Genomic DNA, 15,595 nt, shown 5'->3' with positions numbered 1-15,595 from the left:
CGATATGGGTTCATGGAGAGCCACCGGTGGAGTCCGGACACTGCCCACGAGCCATGAACCACAAGGTTGCAGGTAGGAGCGACCTTGCGTCGCGATCGGCAAGCCGCACGTCCGAAGCAGCGGTCGCGCCGCAAGGGCGCTCCTACCGTTGAACAAGGCCGGCGCTGCGCCCGCCACAGCAGCGCCCAGCGACGATCAATTAGCCTGCTGTTCCGCGCTCTGAAATCCGCCTCAACCCACACTCCAGCACCTCCAGCATCAGATCGGCCTCGGTCTTCCCGAACACCATCGGCGGCTTGATCTTGATGACATTGTCCATCGGGCCATCGGTGGACAGCAGCACACCCTGCTCGCGGGCGTGATTGATCAGGTCGGCGGCCTCGCTGGTCGCCGGCTCCAGCGTGCTGCGATCGCGCACCAACTCCACGCCCAGAAACAGACCGACTCCGCGAACGTCGCCAATCAGGGCGAAGCGCCGGGCCAGGGCTTCCAGGCCGGCCTTGAGATAGGCGCCGGTCTTTTGCGCGTGCTCCAGCAAGTGCTCATTCTCGATCACATCCAGCACCGCCATGCCGATGGCCGTGGACACCGGATTGCCGCCGAAGGAGGAGAAGTACTCCATGCCGTTGGCGAAGGCCCGGGCAATCTCCGGCGTGGTGATCACGGCCGCCATCGGGTGGCCGTTACCGATGGGCTTGCCCAGGGTGACGATATCGGGAATCACGTCCTGCAACTGGTGCGCCCACCAGTGGCTGCCGACGCGGCCGAAACCGGTCTGCACCTCATCGACGATGACCAGCCCGCCCGCCGCGCGCACCTCGCGGGCGGCGGCACCCAGATAGCCCTGCGGATACAGGATCTGCCCGCCGCAACCGGAGATCGCCTCGGCGATGAAAGCCGCCGGACCGGCGCCGGTGTTGCTGCGGATCAGCGCCAGTTTCTCCGTCACCGATTGCACATAAGCCGCCGTGCTGTCGACGCCATAACCCTTGTGCGGACCACGATAGGGATCGGGCAACATCGCGATTTCGACCTGCTCGGGCTTGCCGCGTCCGCCCTTGCGATTGAACTTGTAGGGACTGACATCGATCAGCCCGCCGCTGTTGCCGTGATAACCCCAGTCCAGTGTCAGCACATGGCGACGACCAGTGACTGTGCGGGCGATGCGCAGCGCCAGTTCGTTGGCCTCGGTGCCCGAGCACATCATGTAGACCACCGACAGCGGCTGCGGAAATTTCGCGCCCAGGCGTTCGGCGTAGTCGACCAGCGTGTCGTGCAGATAGCGGGTGTTGGTGTTCAGCAGCGCGGCCTGACGCGCCTGCGCCTGCACCACATGCGGATGGCAGTGGCCGACGTGGCAGATGTTGTTGACGCCGTCGACATAGGCGCGACCTTGGTGGTCGTAGAGCCAGGCGCCGCGGCCGCGCACGATCTTCAGCGGATGGCGGTAACTCAGCGACAGCGAAGGCCCGAGCACGCGGGCTCGGCGTTGGCGCAGGGCTTCAATGGACTGCGCATCCGCCCGCAGACGCTCGGGCGCTGGCAGTCCGGTCGCGGCCGAATCCAGGACTTCGACGCCCAGCCCCGCCGCGCTGCGGGCCAGGGCCGCCAACTCCTCCGGGTCAGATCCATCCAGTCGCGCCAGCAGGCGCAAGGCCGGCGCCTGGGAGATGGTCAGATAGTCGTTGTCAGGAAACTCCCGACTGCGCCGGGAGGAGATGCAGACACTGCCGACCAGACGCATCGCCACCAGATCGAACAGTGCATCGGCCTCCTCCACTTCGAGCGGAAACCGAGCGGCATAGGCGGCGATCAGGGCTTGCGCCGCGGCCTGCAGATCGTCCTGATCGAGCAGCGCATACGCCAGCGCGATTGCCAGTTCATTGATCTGGCGCCCGAAACACAGGTCACCAAAATCGATCAGCCCGCAGACCTGATCCTGATCGTCGACCAGCAGATTATTGTCGTTGGCATCCTGATGCAGCACCGCGGCGCGCAGGCACGGCAAGCGCGGGGCGGTGCGCCGCTCATATCGGGCCAGCAGTCGGGCCGCGACGGCGCGATTGCCGTCATCGGCGATATCGGCCAGCCACGGTTTCAAGTTCACAACCGTGTCCAGATTCCAGAGAAAATCGGGGCGATGCGCCGCCGGGTGTCCAAAGCCCTTCAACGCCCGCGACAGCCGGCCCATGAATCGGCCGAGACTGACCAGCGTGGCACTCGATCTGCTGGCCGCTGAATACAGCCGCCCCGGCAGATAGCTGAGCAGGCGCACCGAGTGCACGCCGTTGGCGCCCGGCCAGCTGAGCAGGGCGCTGCCGTCCAGTGCCGGCAGCACGCGCGGCACGGCCAGCGTCGGATCCGCCCGCTGCAGATGCGCCAGCACGGCGTTCTGCAGATCCAGAAGGGCTGGATCTTCGCACTGATTGGAGATCTTCAACACATGGCTGCAACCGCCCGCATCAACTCGGAAATTCTGATCGCGCTCGCTCACCAGAGGCGTCAGCACGGCGCTCAGGCCATAGTCGCGTCGCAACCGATCGAGGACGTCGGTCTCAAGGAATTGTGGCCGCGGTTGGTCGAATTCGGACATGGACTGAGTCGCTGGCAGGCGTCCAGCCATGATCGGCGATTTTTCGGGCGCTGACGCAGGCGCTGGGTGTGCCGCTTGCTCCGCTGCCTGATCCAAACCTCGTGCTGTCGGGGTCAGGCCATCAAGGCCGCGCGCAGCGCCTGCATCTCGGCGTCGACATCGGTCGGGTCGGACACGGTCTGCGCCAACTCCAGCCGCAGCAATTCGAGCAGGCGCTGGCGCATTCGGCGTACCTGCACGCTGAGGGTATTTGCCGGCACGTCGAGATTCTGGGCCAGGGTGCGGAATTCGCCCGAATCGGGCGGATCGACCACATAAATTGCCAGTCGGGCATATTGCGCGCCGCGGCCGGCGGCCTCGGCTTCGTCGCGCAGACGGGCCAGCGCCACCGAGACCATGGCCAGTGCGTACTCTCGCTCGAACTCCCGTTCGGGCGTAGGCCCGGCGTCGCGCAATTCCGCGGCGGCGTTGGCCGCCTCCAGAGAATCCATGCGCATACCACCACCGCGCTTGGCGGCCAGAGCCGCATCACGGTGGTTGGCCAGATAACCCTGCAGCGCGCTCAGCAAGTAGTTGCGGAAACGGCCGCGCGAGCGCTCGGCCCCAATGTCGTAACGCTTCTCCAGAAATTTCAGGAAGAAGCCCTGGGTCAGGTCTTCGGCATCCTGGCCCGGGTAGCCGCTGCCGCGGATGTAGGCCAGCACCGCCGCCCGATAGCTGCGGCAAAGCTCGGCCAGGGCATCGGCGGCCGCCGCGTCATCACTGCGGGCCGACAGCACCAGACTCCAGCGCGTGGTCTGGAAGCGCGCCATGGTCAGCCTTTCCGCCAACGACGGTCGGTACGCACGGCGCGGAGAGGCGCAGACGCCAATGGGAGCAGACTCTGCCGGCGACAGCTCGGGGTTGCGTCCAGGACCATGCGGTCGCGGATGAATCCGCTCCCACCGGGCGCGCGTACCACAGTCATGGTCCGGTCGGCCAAGTCATCGCCTCCGGCGGCAGCCGCAAACGTTCCAGCAGGGCCAGGAAACGCTTCTCGCCGGCCAGCTTGTCGATGCCCTGCACGGGGTTGCCGATCCATTGCCACAGTCGAGGATCGCCGGCACTGGACATGGCCTCCAGCGCGCCAAGGGCCTGTTCCTTCTGATCGAGAGCCAGATAGCTCAGGGCAAAGGGCAGATCACTGATGGCATCGCCGCTGGCGCGGCGGCGCTGGAGATCGCGCAGTAGCGCCCGGGCCTGCTCGATTCGACCATCGCAGACGTACAGGCTGGCGCCATTGCCGGCGAGTTCGGCGCGGGCGTCGGTCAGGGCCATGGCTTGCTCGTGAGCGGCGATGCCGGCGCTGCATCTCCCCAGCTGTTCCAGCACCAGTGCGTGCAATTCCAGACTGGGCCAGTGATCCGGCTGTCGCTGCAGACTGCGCTCACTGCTGCCGAGGGCCTCGGCCTCACGCCCGGCATGCAGCAGGGCGCGGGTCAGGGTATTCCAGGCGCGCGCGGATTCCGGCTCGATCTGAAGCAGACGCTGGGCATGCTCCACCGCCTGCTCTCGCGAGCCCAGGCTCATGTGAAACTCGGCAGCAGCAGCGCGCACCTCAGCCACACCGGGCCCGTAACTCAGCGCCTGATCGAGGTCGGCGCGGCATCCCGCCCAATCGCGTTGCGCGCAGCGCAGCTGGGCTCGCAGTGCCAGAGCGCCCGGCAATTCGCTGTCCATCTGCAGTGCCTTCTGCAGCAGCGGCGCAGCCTGTCGCTGCCACCAATCGCTGTCGCGCTGTTGCACTCGCATCTGCAGACGGTAGAGGTCGGCCAGGGCCAGATAGGCGCGCGCATAGCCGGGATCGATCGCCAACGCCTGCTCAGTCAGCCGGATGCCGGCTTCGATGCCGGCCAGCGTCATCTGATCGGCCTGGTTGCGCGCCTGCTCGACCAGGGCGATGGCCTCCAGGCTATTGGTCCGGTGCTGAATCAGCTGCGCCCGCTCCGGGCCCGCCAGATTCAGCAACAGACGCTCGCTGATGGCCACGGCCAGTTCGTCGACGATCCCAAGCAGCGCGTCGTCGCTGGCGCGATCGTACTCGGCCGACCAGCGCTGGGTACCGCCGGCGGTCTCCACCAGTTCGGCGACGATGCGCACGCCGCTGCCGGCAGGTCGGATCGAACAAGCAAGGATGTGGCTGGCGCGCAGACGTTCGCCGATTTCGGTTGCCGGGAGTCCGGACTGCTGCAGGGGAAAACTGGAACTGCGCGCGATGACGGTGAGCCCGCGCAGGCGGCTCAGGCGATGGATCACTTCCTCGGCCAGCACCTTGGCCATCAGCTCATGGTCGGTGCTGCCGTTGTAACTCTCGCAGGGCAGCACGGCGACCGTGGCCAGTGTGCTCGGGCCCAGCAATCGACTCCAGTTGGTCTGACCGTGCAGGGAATGCCAGCTCCAAGCGCCCGCCGCCAGCAACAGGGCAACACCGACCCAGGCGCCGCTGCGCCAGCGCCAATCGGGCGCTCGGGGCTCGGCTGCAAACAGGGTGGCCAGTCGCTGCGGTTGTTGCCGCAGATGCTGTACCGGGTCCGGCATGGGTGCCGCTGGTGCCGAATCGAAGCGGGGCAGAATTTCCAGCGCCATGACGCGCTCGATCAACTGCGCGCCATCACTGATTCGCGCGTCCGGATCCTTGGCCAGCATACCCGCCAGCAGATCCTGCAATGCCGCACAGGCATCGGGCAGTCGCGGCAACGGCGCCTGCTGATGCTGCATGCCGATAGCCCAGCCATCATCGCCGTCATAGGGCACGCGGCCGGTCAGGGACTGATAGAGGACCACCCCCAGGCTGTAGATGTCGGTCCGCGCATCGACGGCCTGGTCGCGCCACTGCTCGGGCGCCATGTAGGCCGGCGTGCCGGCGAATCCGCCATCGGCGGTGAGGCGACTGGCGCCAAGCATGCGGGCAATGCCGAAGTCAGCCAGCACATGGCTGCCATCGTCCTGCAGCAGGATGTTGGCAGGCTTGAGGTCTCGGTGGACGACACCCTTGGCGTGGGCATGCGCCAGCGCGCCGGCAATCTCGCGGATCAGGCGCAGCGCCTCGGGTGGCGCCATCGGCAGCTTCGACAGCTGGCCACCTGGCAGATATTCCAGGGCCAGGTAAGCCAGCCCCTGATGTACGCCGACATCGTGGATGGCGAGAATGTGCCGATGCCGCAAGCTCGCGGCGATGCGACCTTCGCGCAAGAAACGTTGGGTGAATCCGGGGTCACTGGCGAGGCCCGGCGCCAGCACCTTGAGCGCCACGGGGCGCTGCAGCGACAGCTGCGTCGCCAGGTAGACCGTCGCCATGCCGCCGCGACCAAGCTCCCTCTCGATGCGATAGCCGGGGATGTCGATCATGTGCGTAGCGCGATCATTTCAAGGCACCAGCCTCGATACGGGAGTAGCCGCAGTTCTTGGATCGATCACATTGCGAGCCACCTGTTCTGGCCCAAAGTTGCCCACGGGCCAGGAACCCTCAGCGTCATTGCGACCCCGGACTTGATCCGGGGGAAGCAATCCAGACACACAGCCGCAGAAGCACTGGATTGCTTCGTCACTGCGTTCCTCGCAATGACGCATCGACATCTTGGGATATGGGTTCATGGGGAGCCACCGGCTTCGACTTGCGACTCGGCACCTTCTGCCAACGATGTTGCCGCGTCAGAGCGATTTCGAGGAGGGACGCGCGCTGGCGCGGCCGCTGCTGGGCTCCCGCCTGCGCAAGGCCGCGCCGCAGCGCGGCGCCCTCCAGAGCAGGGAACACCCAGTCCGTACCCGCGATTCATGGTGCCCGCGCATAGGGCAGATCCCAGGGATTGCCGCGCGTTTGCTCCAGTGGAACCATGCGCACGATGCCGACATCGGGTTCGATGCTCATGGGATGCTCGGCACTGCGCATGGCTTGCGGGCGCGCGTCGAAGGCAGCTTGCGCCGCGTCGGCCGACAGTCCGCGCACGAGGATGGCGGCGTTCAGCAACTTCAGGCGTGCATCCAGATCGAGCAGACGTTGCCAGTAGGGTTCAACGCTGTACACGGCCTTGGCCACGTAGCAACCGACCGGATCCAGCGGCCAGTCCAGGGCGCCGCATTTCCCGGCCTCCGGCAATGGTGTTGATGATTTCGCACGAATGCGGCTGTACTGCTCTTCGGTACAGTAACGGCCCAGATTGCGGGCGAACAGGGCTTTGGCATGACGCTTGTTGATCAAGCCCGTGCTCAGCTTCAACAGCGGTGGCACGGGCTCGCCGAACAAGGCCAGATCCCCCTGACCGAGTGCATCGATGGTATTGCCCATGGCGCGCACCTCAAACTGATACACCGCGCATTGATCCAGTTCGGCATCGGCCAGGGGCGCAAACACCTCCGGGCAGGGCGCGGCAAAATCGACCGGCATCTCCGAGAGCATTTCGGCATACAGCCGCGTGGCGCCGGTCATCAGGGCGATGCCCAGCATGTCCATGATCAGCAGATCGGTGTGCGAGCGCAGCTGTCGCCAGCTGGCGCTATGTCGGCACAGGCTGGCGAAAGCTCCAGCGCTGTCGCCATCGATGTGCTGCAGGGCGATCGAACTCAGCAGGACGGGAAAATAGCCCCCGAAGGAGGCGATGGGCGAATCCGAGCGCGGCGTGAATTCGTAGCGGTAGTAGTCGTACGCCAACAAGGCCTCGCCCTGCGCCAGCCGAGCCTGCAGTTTGCGCACCCACTCACGCGCTTCGTCCTGATGATCGCGCACCTTTGACAAGCATTCGGGATCCCAGGGGCTGCACAGGGAAGGCTCTTTCCCGGGAACCGCCGGATGCGCCGGATACCTGCCCTCGGCCGTGGAAACGAAGCTGCTGCCGGGCCGCGCCTGCTCGAATGCGGCCACATCGGCCGCCGCCACGGCCTCCCATTGGCCTTCCGGCACCTCGTGGGCAAAAGCCTGGAAACCGGCAAAGGCATTGCGATTGCCGCTCAGGTTGACAGGCGGATGTGCCAAAGCCGCGGCGATTGCCACATCTTCAGCGGTCGAGCGCGGCAGCCACTCGGTTGCGATCAGACCCACCCAGAGCATCAGCACCAACACCAATCCACCCAGCCATTTCAACCAACGCATGTCCTTCTTCCTGTCAGGCGCGGCTAGGCCGCGGGCACGGGGCAGCCAGAGTCGTGTCACCGAGACTGGCCCGCACTGTTCCTGTTAAGCAAGTGGTGCATGCGATGACACGTTCGTCAATGGAAGACTTCCCGATCTGGGCGAGGTTCTGGACAGCACTGTCAGCGCAATCTTGGTCAACGACACGCGCGCAGGCCGTTTCGGCCATGACTTCGACATTCACATGGGCGCTGATCAGGTATTCACGCTGGGGGGCGCGATCTATCGCAGCTCCAAGGTGTCAAAAGCCGCGAGCTGAGATTCAGACTAGCCACACGCCACAAGCTCTGGCATCATTCTTGGCCCACGCTTTCGTGGCTATGTAGCTCAGACGGTTAGAGCGCGGCACTCATAATGCTGAGGTCGGTGGTTCGATTCCACTCATAGCCACCAACTACCGAGTCCAGCCTTGGACATCTTCAAGATCTTCTCGATCGAATCAGCACATCGCTTGCCGAACCTTCCGGCCAGCCACAAGTGCTCGCGCCTGCACGGACACTCGTTCCGGATCGAGATTCATGTCCGCGGCGAGATTCGACAGCCGGAAGGCTGGGTGGTGGACTTCGCCGATGTGAAACGCGCCTTCCAGCCACTGTTCGACCAGCTCGACCACAACTATCTGAACGATATTCCCGGGCTGGAGAATCCCACCAGCGAACGCCTTGCCCAGTGGATTTTCGAGCAGTTGCAGCCTGCGCTGCCGCAGCTGTCCAAGGTGGTGGTGCACGAAACCTGCACTGCCGGCGCCATCTATCACGGGCCCGGGACCTGATTCGGGAACACCCGGCGGACTGCGCGGATCCCCCCCCCGGAACTGAGGCCTCGTTCTCATTCGCTGACCACGTCAGCACCGCGGCTCTGCGCCCCTGTGCCATTGCGGGGTATCCTCGTGTGCTGCAGCGACAGGGGCGGCAAGACATGCGTGGATTCATTCTGGCCGGTGTGACGGCCCTCGGCCTGATCACGGCATCAGCGAGTGCGACCGAACTGGCGGGTGTCGAGATTCCCTCTGCCATTCGTGCCGAGGGCCAAGGCCAAGTCTGGTACCTGATGGGCACTGCGCAGGTCCATCGCAGCTTTGTCCCCTTCTACGGATTGGCGCTGCACGGACCCACTGGCGCCAGTGGGGAAGCCCAATTGAGTCAGGGACTGACGCCGCTGCAGATCACGCTGGTCTGGTATGCCAGCGAATTGCCAAAGGCGCAGGTACAGGATCATTTCCGCAAGCTCTTCGAGCAAGTCACCACGGCTGAAACCCGCAGTCGCGTGGCGCCGCGCCTGGAGAAATTCATTGAGATGCTGCCCGCGGCCGTCCGCGGCGAGAAGGTCGTGTTCTATTACTCACCGGATGCCGGCACCCGCGTGACGCTCAGTGACGGCACCGCCGCCAACTTTGCCGGTATCGAGTTCAACCGAGCGCTGATCTCGATGTGGCTGGGCCCTCAAGCTGACGCCGAAGTGCGCGAAGGACTGACGGGCAGCGCCAGCGGCGGGTAGACCTCGGCACGAGGGCACGAGGGCACGAGGGCACGAGGGCACGAGGGCACGAGGGCACGAAGAATCGCGCACCAGGCTGGTATGGGTCCAGACTTGTCTGGGCACGGGATTCCCTGGTCACTTCGTTCCTCTCGATGAGCCCGTGTCGCAAGTTATTGCCTTGGCGTCCTTGGGTGCGCAACGCGGGCTTTGTCCATTCGGAGCGCCCTGGCGGCGCGACCACTGCGGCGGACCTGCGGTTTGCCGGTCGCGACGCAAGGTCGCCCCTACAGGCAAGCTTGGGGTTCGTGGCCCGTGCGCAGTGTCGGGCCGATACAGGTGGCTCTCCATGAAACCCTATCGTAAGTCATTGAATTGACTAAGTTGGCGCAAAAAATTGCCTATCGTAGCCCGAAGTGCGCGCAGCGCTCTGCGGGCGGTGACGCGAAAGCGCCCCGCTGAGCCGCTGCGCGGCACAACGGGCTACGCACGACCGTTTTCCGGGCAGATCGAAGATGTTTACGCTTTTCTTCGTGTTCTCTCTGCTTTTCCTTCGTGTGCTCTGCGTCCGGCTTCTTGCCGCGACGTGCCTCAGGACGGGGTCCTCGCGGTGCCGGTCGCGACGCAAGGTCGCTCCTACGGGCGAGTTTGTCGTTCATGGCCCGTGGGCAGTTTCGGGCCGAAACAGGTGGCTCTCCATGAAGCCATATCGTAAGTTGTTGATTTGCTGTTGTAGGTCACGTTGCTCGCGTAGCGAGCTACGTGACGCAACTCGATGTCACGTAGTCCGCTGACGCGGACAACATGACCTACGACGGCGGGTTCATGGCCCGCGCCCAGTTTCAGGCCGAAACAGGTGACTCGTAATGACGCGGTTCCCGCTGCCCTCCTGCCCTCCTGCCCTCCTGCCCTCCTGCCCTCCTGCCCTCGTGCCTCGAAAAAAAATGTTGCACTGCAACAAAATCGGGATTATGCTGCAACGCAACATGGGGCAGTTCCCGAGGAGAGCGAAATGTACGAGCAAGCTAGCAACCAGTTTCTGGCCCTGTCCAAGCAGGCCGCCGAGACCTTCATCAAGGCCAACGCCATTGCCGTCGAAGGCTTCGAGAAGCTGATCGACATCCAGCTGAAGACCATCGAAGACCGCGTCAAGGTCGCTGCTGACCTGATGGGTCAGGCTGGCGAAGTTCGCGATTTCGAAGCCGCTCGCGCCGCATGGCCGAAGAGCGTGAGCCTGATCAAGGATTCCGCCGAAAAACTGTATGCCACCAGTCAGGAAGTGACCGGCGTGCTGACCAAGACCGGCGAAGCTTATGGCCAGCTGTTCAAGGGCACCGTCGACGCTGCCAATGATGCGGTGGTCAAGGCCAAGACCGCGAAGGCTCGCTGAGCTTCCAGATCCAGGGAAGGCAACGCGCAGGAACGACGCGTCGATCTGGACCCCTCCCCTCGATTTTCGCGTCGTGATTGTCCCCGGCTGATTCGTCAGCCGGGGTTTTGTTGTTGTGACGTGTGGGTTTCTGGATCAGGCCGCCAGCACCAGCATGGCTACCCAGCAGCCGGTCGCCACCACCCAGGCCAGACTGCGCAGATTGGCTTGATTGGCGACATAGCAGACAAAGTAGATCAGTCTGGCAACAATGAAGCCGATAGCCAGGGCGTCGATACGATCCTGGGCAACGCCCAGTTGATGGGCGATGATGGTGGCCGCCGCAAATGGCGGAAAGGCTTCGAAGGAGTTCAGGTGCGCCCAATGCGCGCGCTGGCGGAAGCCTTCGAGTTGCGCCTGAAAGTCGCGCGGACGTCGGTTGTTGAAACCCGGCCCGCTGAACTTGGCAAAGCCAGTGAACAAGATCGGCAGAAAAGCTGCCACCATCACGCACCAGTAGGCAATCGTCATTTCCAGCTCCGGCATGAATCGGGGAGCCGATTCTGGTGCTGCGAATGGTCGATGTCACGGCCTTGTGCGGTCAGGCAGCCACCCATACAACGCGAATAGGCTAGGCTTCACACGGAGCGCGCGCGTTTGCATCCATGTATCTTGCATCGCGCCGCTCGGCGGCGGAATGAGCTGACGTCGGCAATGCGGCGTCCACAGGCATGAGGTCTGCACACGGATGTTTCTGGTCGTACTCAATGGTGGGGCCAAGGGTCGGGTACTGAAGCTCGAGGGCGAGGGCATCCTCGGCCGCGATCCGTCGGTCGAGTACTCCATTGATGATCCCACAGTGTCGCGACGCCATTCGGAGCTGCTGAAATCCGAAAACGGCTGGCGCCTTCGCGATCTCGGCAGCGCCAACGGCACCGAGATCAACGGCGTCAAGCTGATTGGCGATCGCGCTCTCGCCGAGGGTGATGTCATCAGCCTTGGCCGTGTGACCCTGACCTTCAGTTCGCAGCTGGCTGGTACGGTACGCGGCACCGGGCCTGCAGCGGCGAACGTGGCCGACACGCCCACCGGAAGCGCCACCGAGCCACTGGGTTTGTCAAACCGAATGCTGGCAGCACTCAAGGGCGAAAATGATGCTCCTGAGGAACTTGCCTGCAATGCCCTGAAGGCTCTGCTCTCGTGCTTGCCGACGGCCACGCGCGCAAGCATGGTCGATTGGCGCGCAGGGCGCATATTGGCGCGCGCCCCGCAAGGCGCGGAAATCTCCCGCAGCACCCTGTTTCGGGCCCTCTCTGCCCTGAAGTCCGAGCCCCAGGGCGTGGTTGTATGGATGCCGGAACAGTGTCAGCAATTGGCCAGGGCACTGGCGGTGGAGAAGATCGCGCCGTTCATTGCCGTTCCCATCGATCATCAGGTTGGCCTGCTGCTGGAAGGTGGCACGGACCATGGCGAGCGCCGCCCGGTAGCGATCACGCTGAGCGATCTGGAAGAAGCCTCGCTGCTGTTGCGCATCCCCTTGGCCGCACTGCGCGCCCAGGCGGCCGCCGGCTCACGCAAGATGCGCGATTCTGATCTGCGCCTGGCTCAACGTATCCAGCAGCGCCTGCTGACGCCTGCTCCACCCAAGATCGATGGTTTTGAACTGGCGATGAGCTACACGCCGGCCATGATGGTCGGCGGCGACTTCTTCCACATCGAAATGCGCAGCAACGAAGAATTGGCGGTGGTCATCGGCGATGTCTCGGGCAAGGGTGTTTCCGGCGCGATGTACATGTCCTATCTGGTCGCCGACCTGCGCCATCAGCTCAAGCTGAAGGTGGGCCCGGCCGATCTGCTGGAGAACTTGCAGCGCAGCCTGAATCCGGTGCTGGAACCAGGCATGTTTGCCACCGTCGCCGCCGTATTCATCAACACCCGCACCGGCATGTGCCGCGTGGGACTGGCAGGCCACTCGCCACCGGTGTTACGTACAGCCGCGCGCAAGGTGATTGAAATGGGCCTGGACCCGGGTTCGCCGGTGGGCACCGATATGGATCTGCAGGTCAGGGAGCAGAAGTTGGCACTGGCCCCGGGCGACTGCCTGATCCTGACCACCGACGGCGTCGATGAAGGTGAGAACACCGCCGGCGAACTCTACGGGAAGGCGCGGCGAGACCAGGTGTTGCTGTCCTGCGATACCGCCGGAGAAATCAATCAGGCGTTGCGCAAGTCCCTGCTGGAATTCGTCGGCAAGGATCGCTCCACCGACGACCTCACGATCATTTGCCTGGGAAGACTGCGCCAGTAGACGCGCGAGCCATCAAGCTGCCCACAACGACCACTCGTGCCGGAATGCCCCCAGGCTTGCAGCCAGAACCGAAATCATTGGCCTTTGAACCAGGCCAGGATGCGCGCGATCAAGCCGGGCTTGGGCGCCGACTTCGCACCCAGCAAATCGGCCGCCTGACGACCCACCTGCGGACTGGCCGCGGGCGATGTAGATGGCGACGTTGGCGCCTGGGTAGCGCCCAGCAGGTCTGCCGCGGCATTGCTGAGCGCCGGTGTCGGGGACGCAGCAGTGACCCCACCCTCTGCCAGCGCGGCGTTCAGATCGGGGGCGATGGAAAACAGCTTGCTGAATCCGGACAGATCAAACACCTGACGCACGCTCGGCGCCAGACCACATAGCCTCAGACTGCCGCCATTGCTCATCTGTTTGGCCAATGCCAGCAAGACGCGCAGACCGGCACTGCTGACGTAGCTGATGCCGGCCAGGTCGACGATGAACTTGTTCTCCCCCGCAGACGTCAGGTCGTGCGCTGCGAGTTCGAAATCAGCGGAAGTCTCAGTGTCGAGACGGCCGTTCAGACGGAGCACTCGGAAGTCTCCGTGGGTTTCGCTGCCGATATCTAGCGCCATGCGATCCTCATAACAGTCTAAAGTTGAACTGGGCGGGGCCGACCGAAAGGGTATCACTCTCAGCCAACACGCGTTCTTGCACCATCTCGCCATTGATCTTGACTGCGCCGTTGGCAGCCACGTCACGCACGCAGAATCCGGCGCGGGTCATCGTGATCTCCAGCTGGCGCTTGGCAATCCCGGGCGCTGTCAACTGCAGATCGCAGGCCGAATCGCTGCCAATGCTGATCGGCTTCAGACCCAGTGTCTGCACCACCGACCCGGCTTCGGCATTGCGCGGCTCCAGTCGGCCCTGGCGGAATACCACGGTGGCATCCGGATTGCGCGGTCGCTTGACCGCTGGCGCAGGCGGCGGCGTCGCCGCGCTGACAACTGCCGCTGGCGGCGGCACAGGCTTCAGGGGCGGCAGCGGCGCCACCAGCGTGGCATCCGGATCACCCTTGGGCGCGGCATCCTTGATCGGCGCGGCAATTACCGTCGCTGCAGAGTCGCCCTGTGCAACAGAAGCCGGAATCGCCTCCATCCGCGCGGTGTCTTCGTCGCTGGTATCGAGATCCGACTCCTGGGTGACAACGGCAAGGAAGCGCTCCTTCAACGCCAAAGCCCGGGTCCGCGCCTTGCCGTGCTCGGCGATGCGCGCATCGACGGCCTTGACGCGGTTGGCCAGCTCCTTCTCGTCGAACTCGCCGAGGGCGTGGCGAAAATCGACTTCCTCACGGTCAAGCTGCGCCGTCTTGAAGGCCGATTCCAGCTCAATCAATTCCATGCGCAAGGCGCGGTAGGACTCGCCCGCCTTTTGAATCAGAGGCGCCGCCTGAGACATCAGTTCAGCCTGACGCTTGCGGTAGTCGGAGTGGACGCGCTGGTAGACCTCGGCAGAGACCTGGGAACGCTTGCTCTCCATGGTCTTCAGTCGCTCTCCGAGCTGGTCCTGCTCGGACTTGATCGCTGCCAGCGCCTCGACGGCACTGAGATCCACCGAATTCAAATCCAGAGCCATGTCACCTCCGCTGTCAAGGTCTGCTGCAGACTCCGCACGATCACGGCCGTGGAATCGGTCACAGGGACTCCACCTTCAACTCCACCGATCCGAACCGAAGCGTATCACCTATGGCCAGCGGCCGCGCCTGCCCGGTGGGCAGCCGCTCGCCGTTGACGTAGGTACCGTTGGTGGTTCCAACCTCTTCGCGCAAGAAGGGCATGCCGCCCTCGATCACGACCTTGGCGTGACGCCGCGACAGGCTGCGCTGGGTATCCAGGGGCCCCAGATTGATCTCGGGCAAGATGCCGGTGACCGGATCGGGCCGACCCACCAGCAATTCCGGCTTGCTGCTGTTCAGCGCAAACTCGCTGCCGCTGGCCACATGCACCAGCTTGATTGGCTTGCCGATACGCGCTGGATCGACCGGTGCGGCGCGGCGCACTGGCGGCGACCGGGTCTGCGACAGATCGGCCTTGACCGTTTCGGCCGGGCCGAAGGTGCTGGCGACGGGTCCGCCAGGCCGGGAAGGCGCAGTACCGCGCTTGAGCCGATCAAGTTCTTCCTGAACCGCCTGCATCTGCTCCTCGGTCCGTCGCAAGCGTGCCACCAGCTTGCGCATGATGCGTACCGCGATTTCGAAGTTGTCGCGCAACATGTCGGCAAAGGCGGCGCGGTCGATGCGCAACAGACGCGTGGCCGTCGCAGCCCGAACCGCGGCAAAGCGCGGCTGATCTTCGAGGATGGCCATTTCGCCGAAGAAATCGCCAGGACCCAAAGTCGCGATCGGCGTCTCACCGCGGGCACGGCGCAGAATCTCGACCGAGCCGGTCTCGATGATGAACATGTCACTGCCCGCGTCGCCTTCGCGGAAAACGAAACTGCCGGCGGGCACGTCTACGTAGACCGGTTTCGATTTGCTCATCGATCAATGCTCGTGAGAGTGTGGCTCCGCAGCACACAGAATCACTACGGCAGGTCATGGAGTATGCCGAGGCGTGGAAGTCGGCAGCAAGCGCCGAGGGCAGGTGCCGCTCGGCCCATTCCGCCGCAAGTAGAGTCCTGACTCAGCTTTTTGGACGTTTCGTGTGTGAA

General features: G+C 64.2%; 12 protein-coding genes and 1 tRNA gene. 5 read left to right on the top strand and 8 right to left on the bottom strand.

The window, feature by feature from the left end; all coding sequences use genetic code 11:
- Nucleotides 1–199: 199 nt before the first annotated feature.
- The 4 genes from H7A19_00960 to H7A19_00945 all read right to left on the bottom strand — a co-directional run bounded on the left by H7A19_00960 (nucleotide 200) and on the right by H7A19_00945 (nucleotide 7,718).
- Nucleotides 200–2,593: an aminotransferase class III-fold pyridoxal phosphate-dependent enzyme gene (locus H7A19_00960; protein MCP5473399.1), complete on the bottom strand. Its 2,394-nt coding sequence runs from the start codon at nucleotides 2,591–2,593 to the stop codon at nucleotides 200–202.
- Nucleotides 2,594–2,706: 113 nt separating this feature from the next.
- The gene (locus tag H7A19_00955; protein MCP5473398.1) at nucleotides 2,707–3,405 is read right to left on the bottom strand and encodes a sigma-70 family RNA polymerase sigma factor; all 699 of its coding nucleotides are present in this window, start codon (nucleotides 3,403–3,405) and stop codon (nucleotides 2,707–2,709) included.
- A gap of 151 nt (nucleotides 3,406–3,556) precedes the next feature.
- Entirely contained in the window at nucleotides 3,557–5,980 is a 2,424-nt protein-coding gene (locus H7A19_00950; protein ID MCP5473397.1) for a protein kinase, read from the bottom strand.
- 424 nt (nucleotides 5,981–6,404) lie between these two features.
- On the bottom strand, nucleotides 6,405–7,718 hold the full coding sequence (locus tag H7A19_00945; GenBank protein MCP5473396.1) for a hypothetical protein: 1,314 nt from the start codon (nucleotides 7,716–7,718) through the stop codon (nucleotides 6,405–6,407).
- A 355-nt stretch (nucleotides 7,719–8,073) separates the two neighbouring features.
- On the opposite strand from H7A19_00945, the gene H7A19_00940 reads away from it, so the two are divergent.
- The 4 genes from H7A19_00940 (at nucleotide 8,074) to H7A19_00925 (ending at nucleotide 10,623) form a co-directional block, all read left to right on the top strand.
- Nucleotides 8,074–8,150, top strand: a tRNA-Met gene (locus H7A19_00940).
- A 16-nt stretch (nucleotides 8,151–8,166) separates the two neighbouring features.
- On the top strand, nucleotides 8,167–8,529 hold the full coding sequence (gene queD / locus H7A19_00935; protein MCP5473395.1) for a 6-carboxytetrahydropterin synthase QueD: 363 nt from the start codon (nucleotides 8,167–8,169) through the stop codon (nucleotides 8,527–8,529).
- Between the two features lie 146 nt (nucleotides 8,530–8,675).
- On the top strand, nucleotides 8,676–9,254 hold the full coding sequence (locus tag H7A19_00930) for a chalcone isomerase family protein (GenBank protein MCP5473394.1): 579 nt from the start codon (nucleotides 8,676–8,678) through the stop codon (nucleotides 9,252–9,254).
- A 991-nt stretch (nucleotides 9,255–10,245) separates the two neighbouring features.
- Nucleotides 10,246–10,623 carry a phasin family protein gene (locus tag H7A19_00925; protein ID MCP5473393.1) on the top strand — a complete coding sequence of 126 codons (378 nt, stop codon included), beginning with the start codon at nucleotides 10,246–10,248 and terminating at the stop codon, nucleotides 10,621–10,623.
- Nucleotides 10,624–10,758: 135 nt separating this feature from the next.
- On the opposite strand, the gene H7A19_00920 is transcribed toward H7A19_00925, so the two are convergent.
- Nucleotides 10,759–11,133, bottom strand: coding sequence for an MAPEG family protein (locus H7A19_00920; GenBank protein ID MCP5473392.1), 375 nt, complete (start codon nucleotides 11,131–11,133; stop codon nucleotides 10,759–10,761).
- A 217-nt stretch (nucleotides 11,134–11,350) separates the two neighbouring features.
- Here H7A19_00920 and H7A19_00915 point away from each other — a divergent pair, with 217 nt between their 5' ends.
- Nucleotides 11,351–12,910: a SpoIIE family protein phosphatase gene (locus H7A19_00915; GenBank protein ID MCP5473391.1), complete on the top strand. Its 1,560-nt coding sequence runs from the start codon at nucleotides 11,351–11,353 to the stop codon at nucleotides 12,908–12,910.
- 74 nt (nucleotides 12,911–12,984) lie between these two features.
- On the opposite strand, the gene H7A19_00910 is transcribed toward H7A19_00915, so the two are convergent.
- The 3 genes from H7A19_00910 to H7A19_00900 are packed head-to-tail and all read right to left on the bottom strand — an operon-like array spanning nucleotide 12,985 to nucleotide 15,425.
- Nucleotides 12,985–13,521 (bottom strand): anti-sigma factor antagonist, encoded by a 537-nt coding sequence (locus H7A19_00910; GenBank protein ID MCP5473390.1) that lies wholly within the window; start codon nucleotides 13,519–13,521, stop codon nucleotides 12,985–12,987.
- Between the two features lie 7 nt (nucleotides 13,522–13,528).
- Nucleotides 13,529–14,521, bottom strand: a complete 993-nt coding sequence (locus H7A19_00905; GenBank protein ID MCP5473389.1) for an FHA domain-containing protein — start codon at nucleotides 14,519–14,521, stop codon at nucleotides 13,529–13,531.
- Nucleotides 14,522–14,579: 58 nt separating this feature from the next.
- Entirely contained in the window at nucleotides 14,580–15,425 is an 846-nt protein-coding gene (locus H7A19_00900; GenBank protein MCP5473388.1) for a cyclic nucleotide-binding domain-containing protein, read from the bottom strand.
- Nucleotides 15,426–15,595: the final 170 nt, after the last annotated feature.

The sequence above is a fragment of the Rhodanobacteraceae bacterium genome (assembly GCA_024234055.1).
In the GTDB taxonomy this organism is placed as follows: Bacteria; Pseudomonadota; Gammaproteobacteria; order Xanthomonadales; family SZUA-5; genus JADKFD01.
This window is presented reverse-complemented; position numbering and strand designations above follow the sequence as displayed.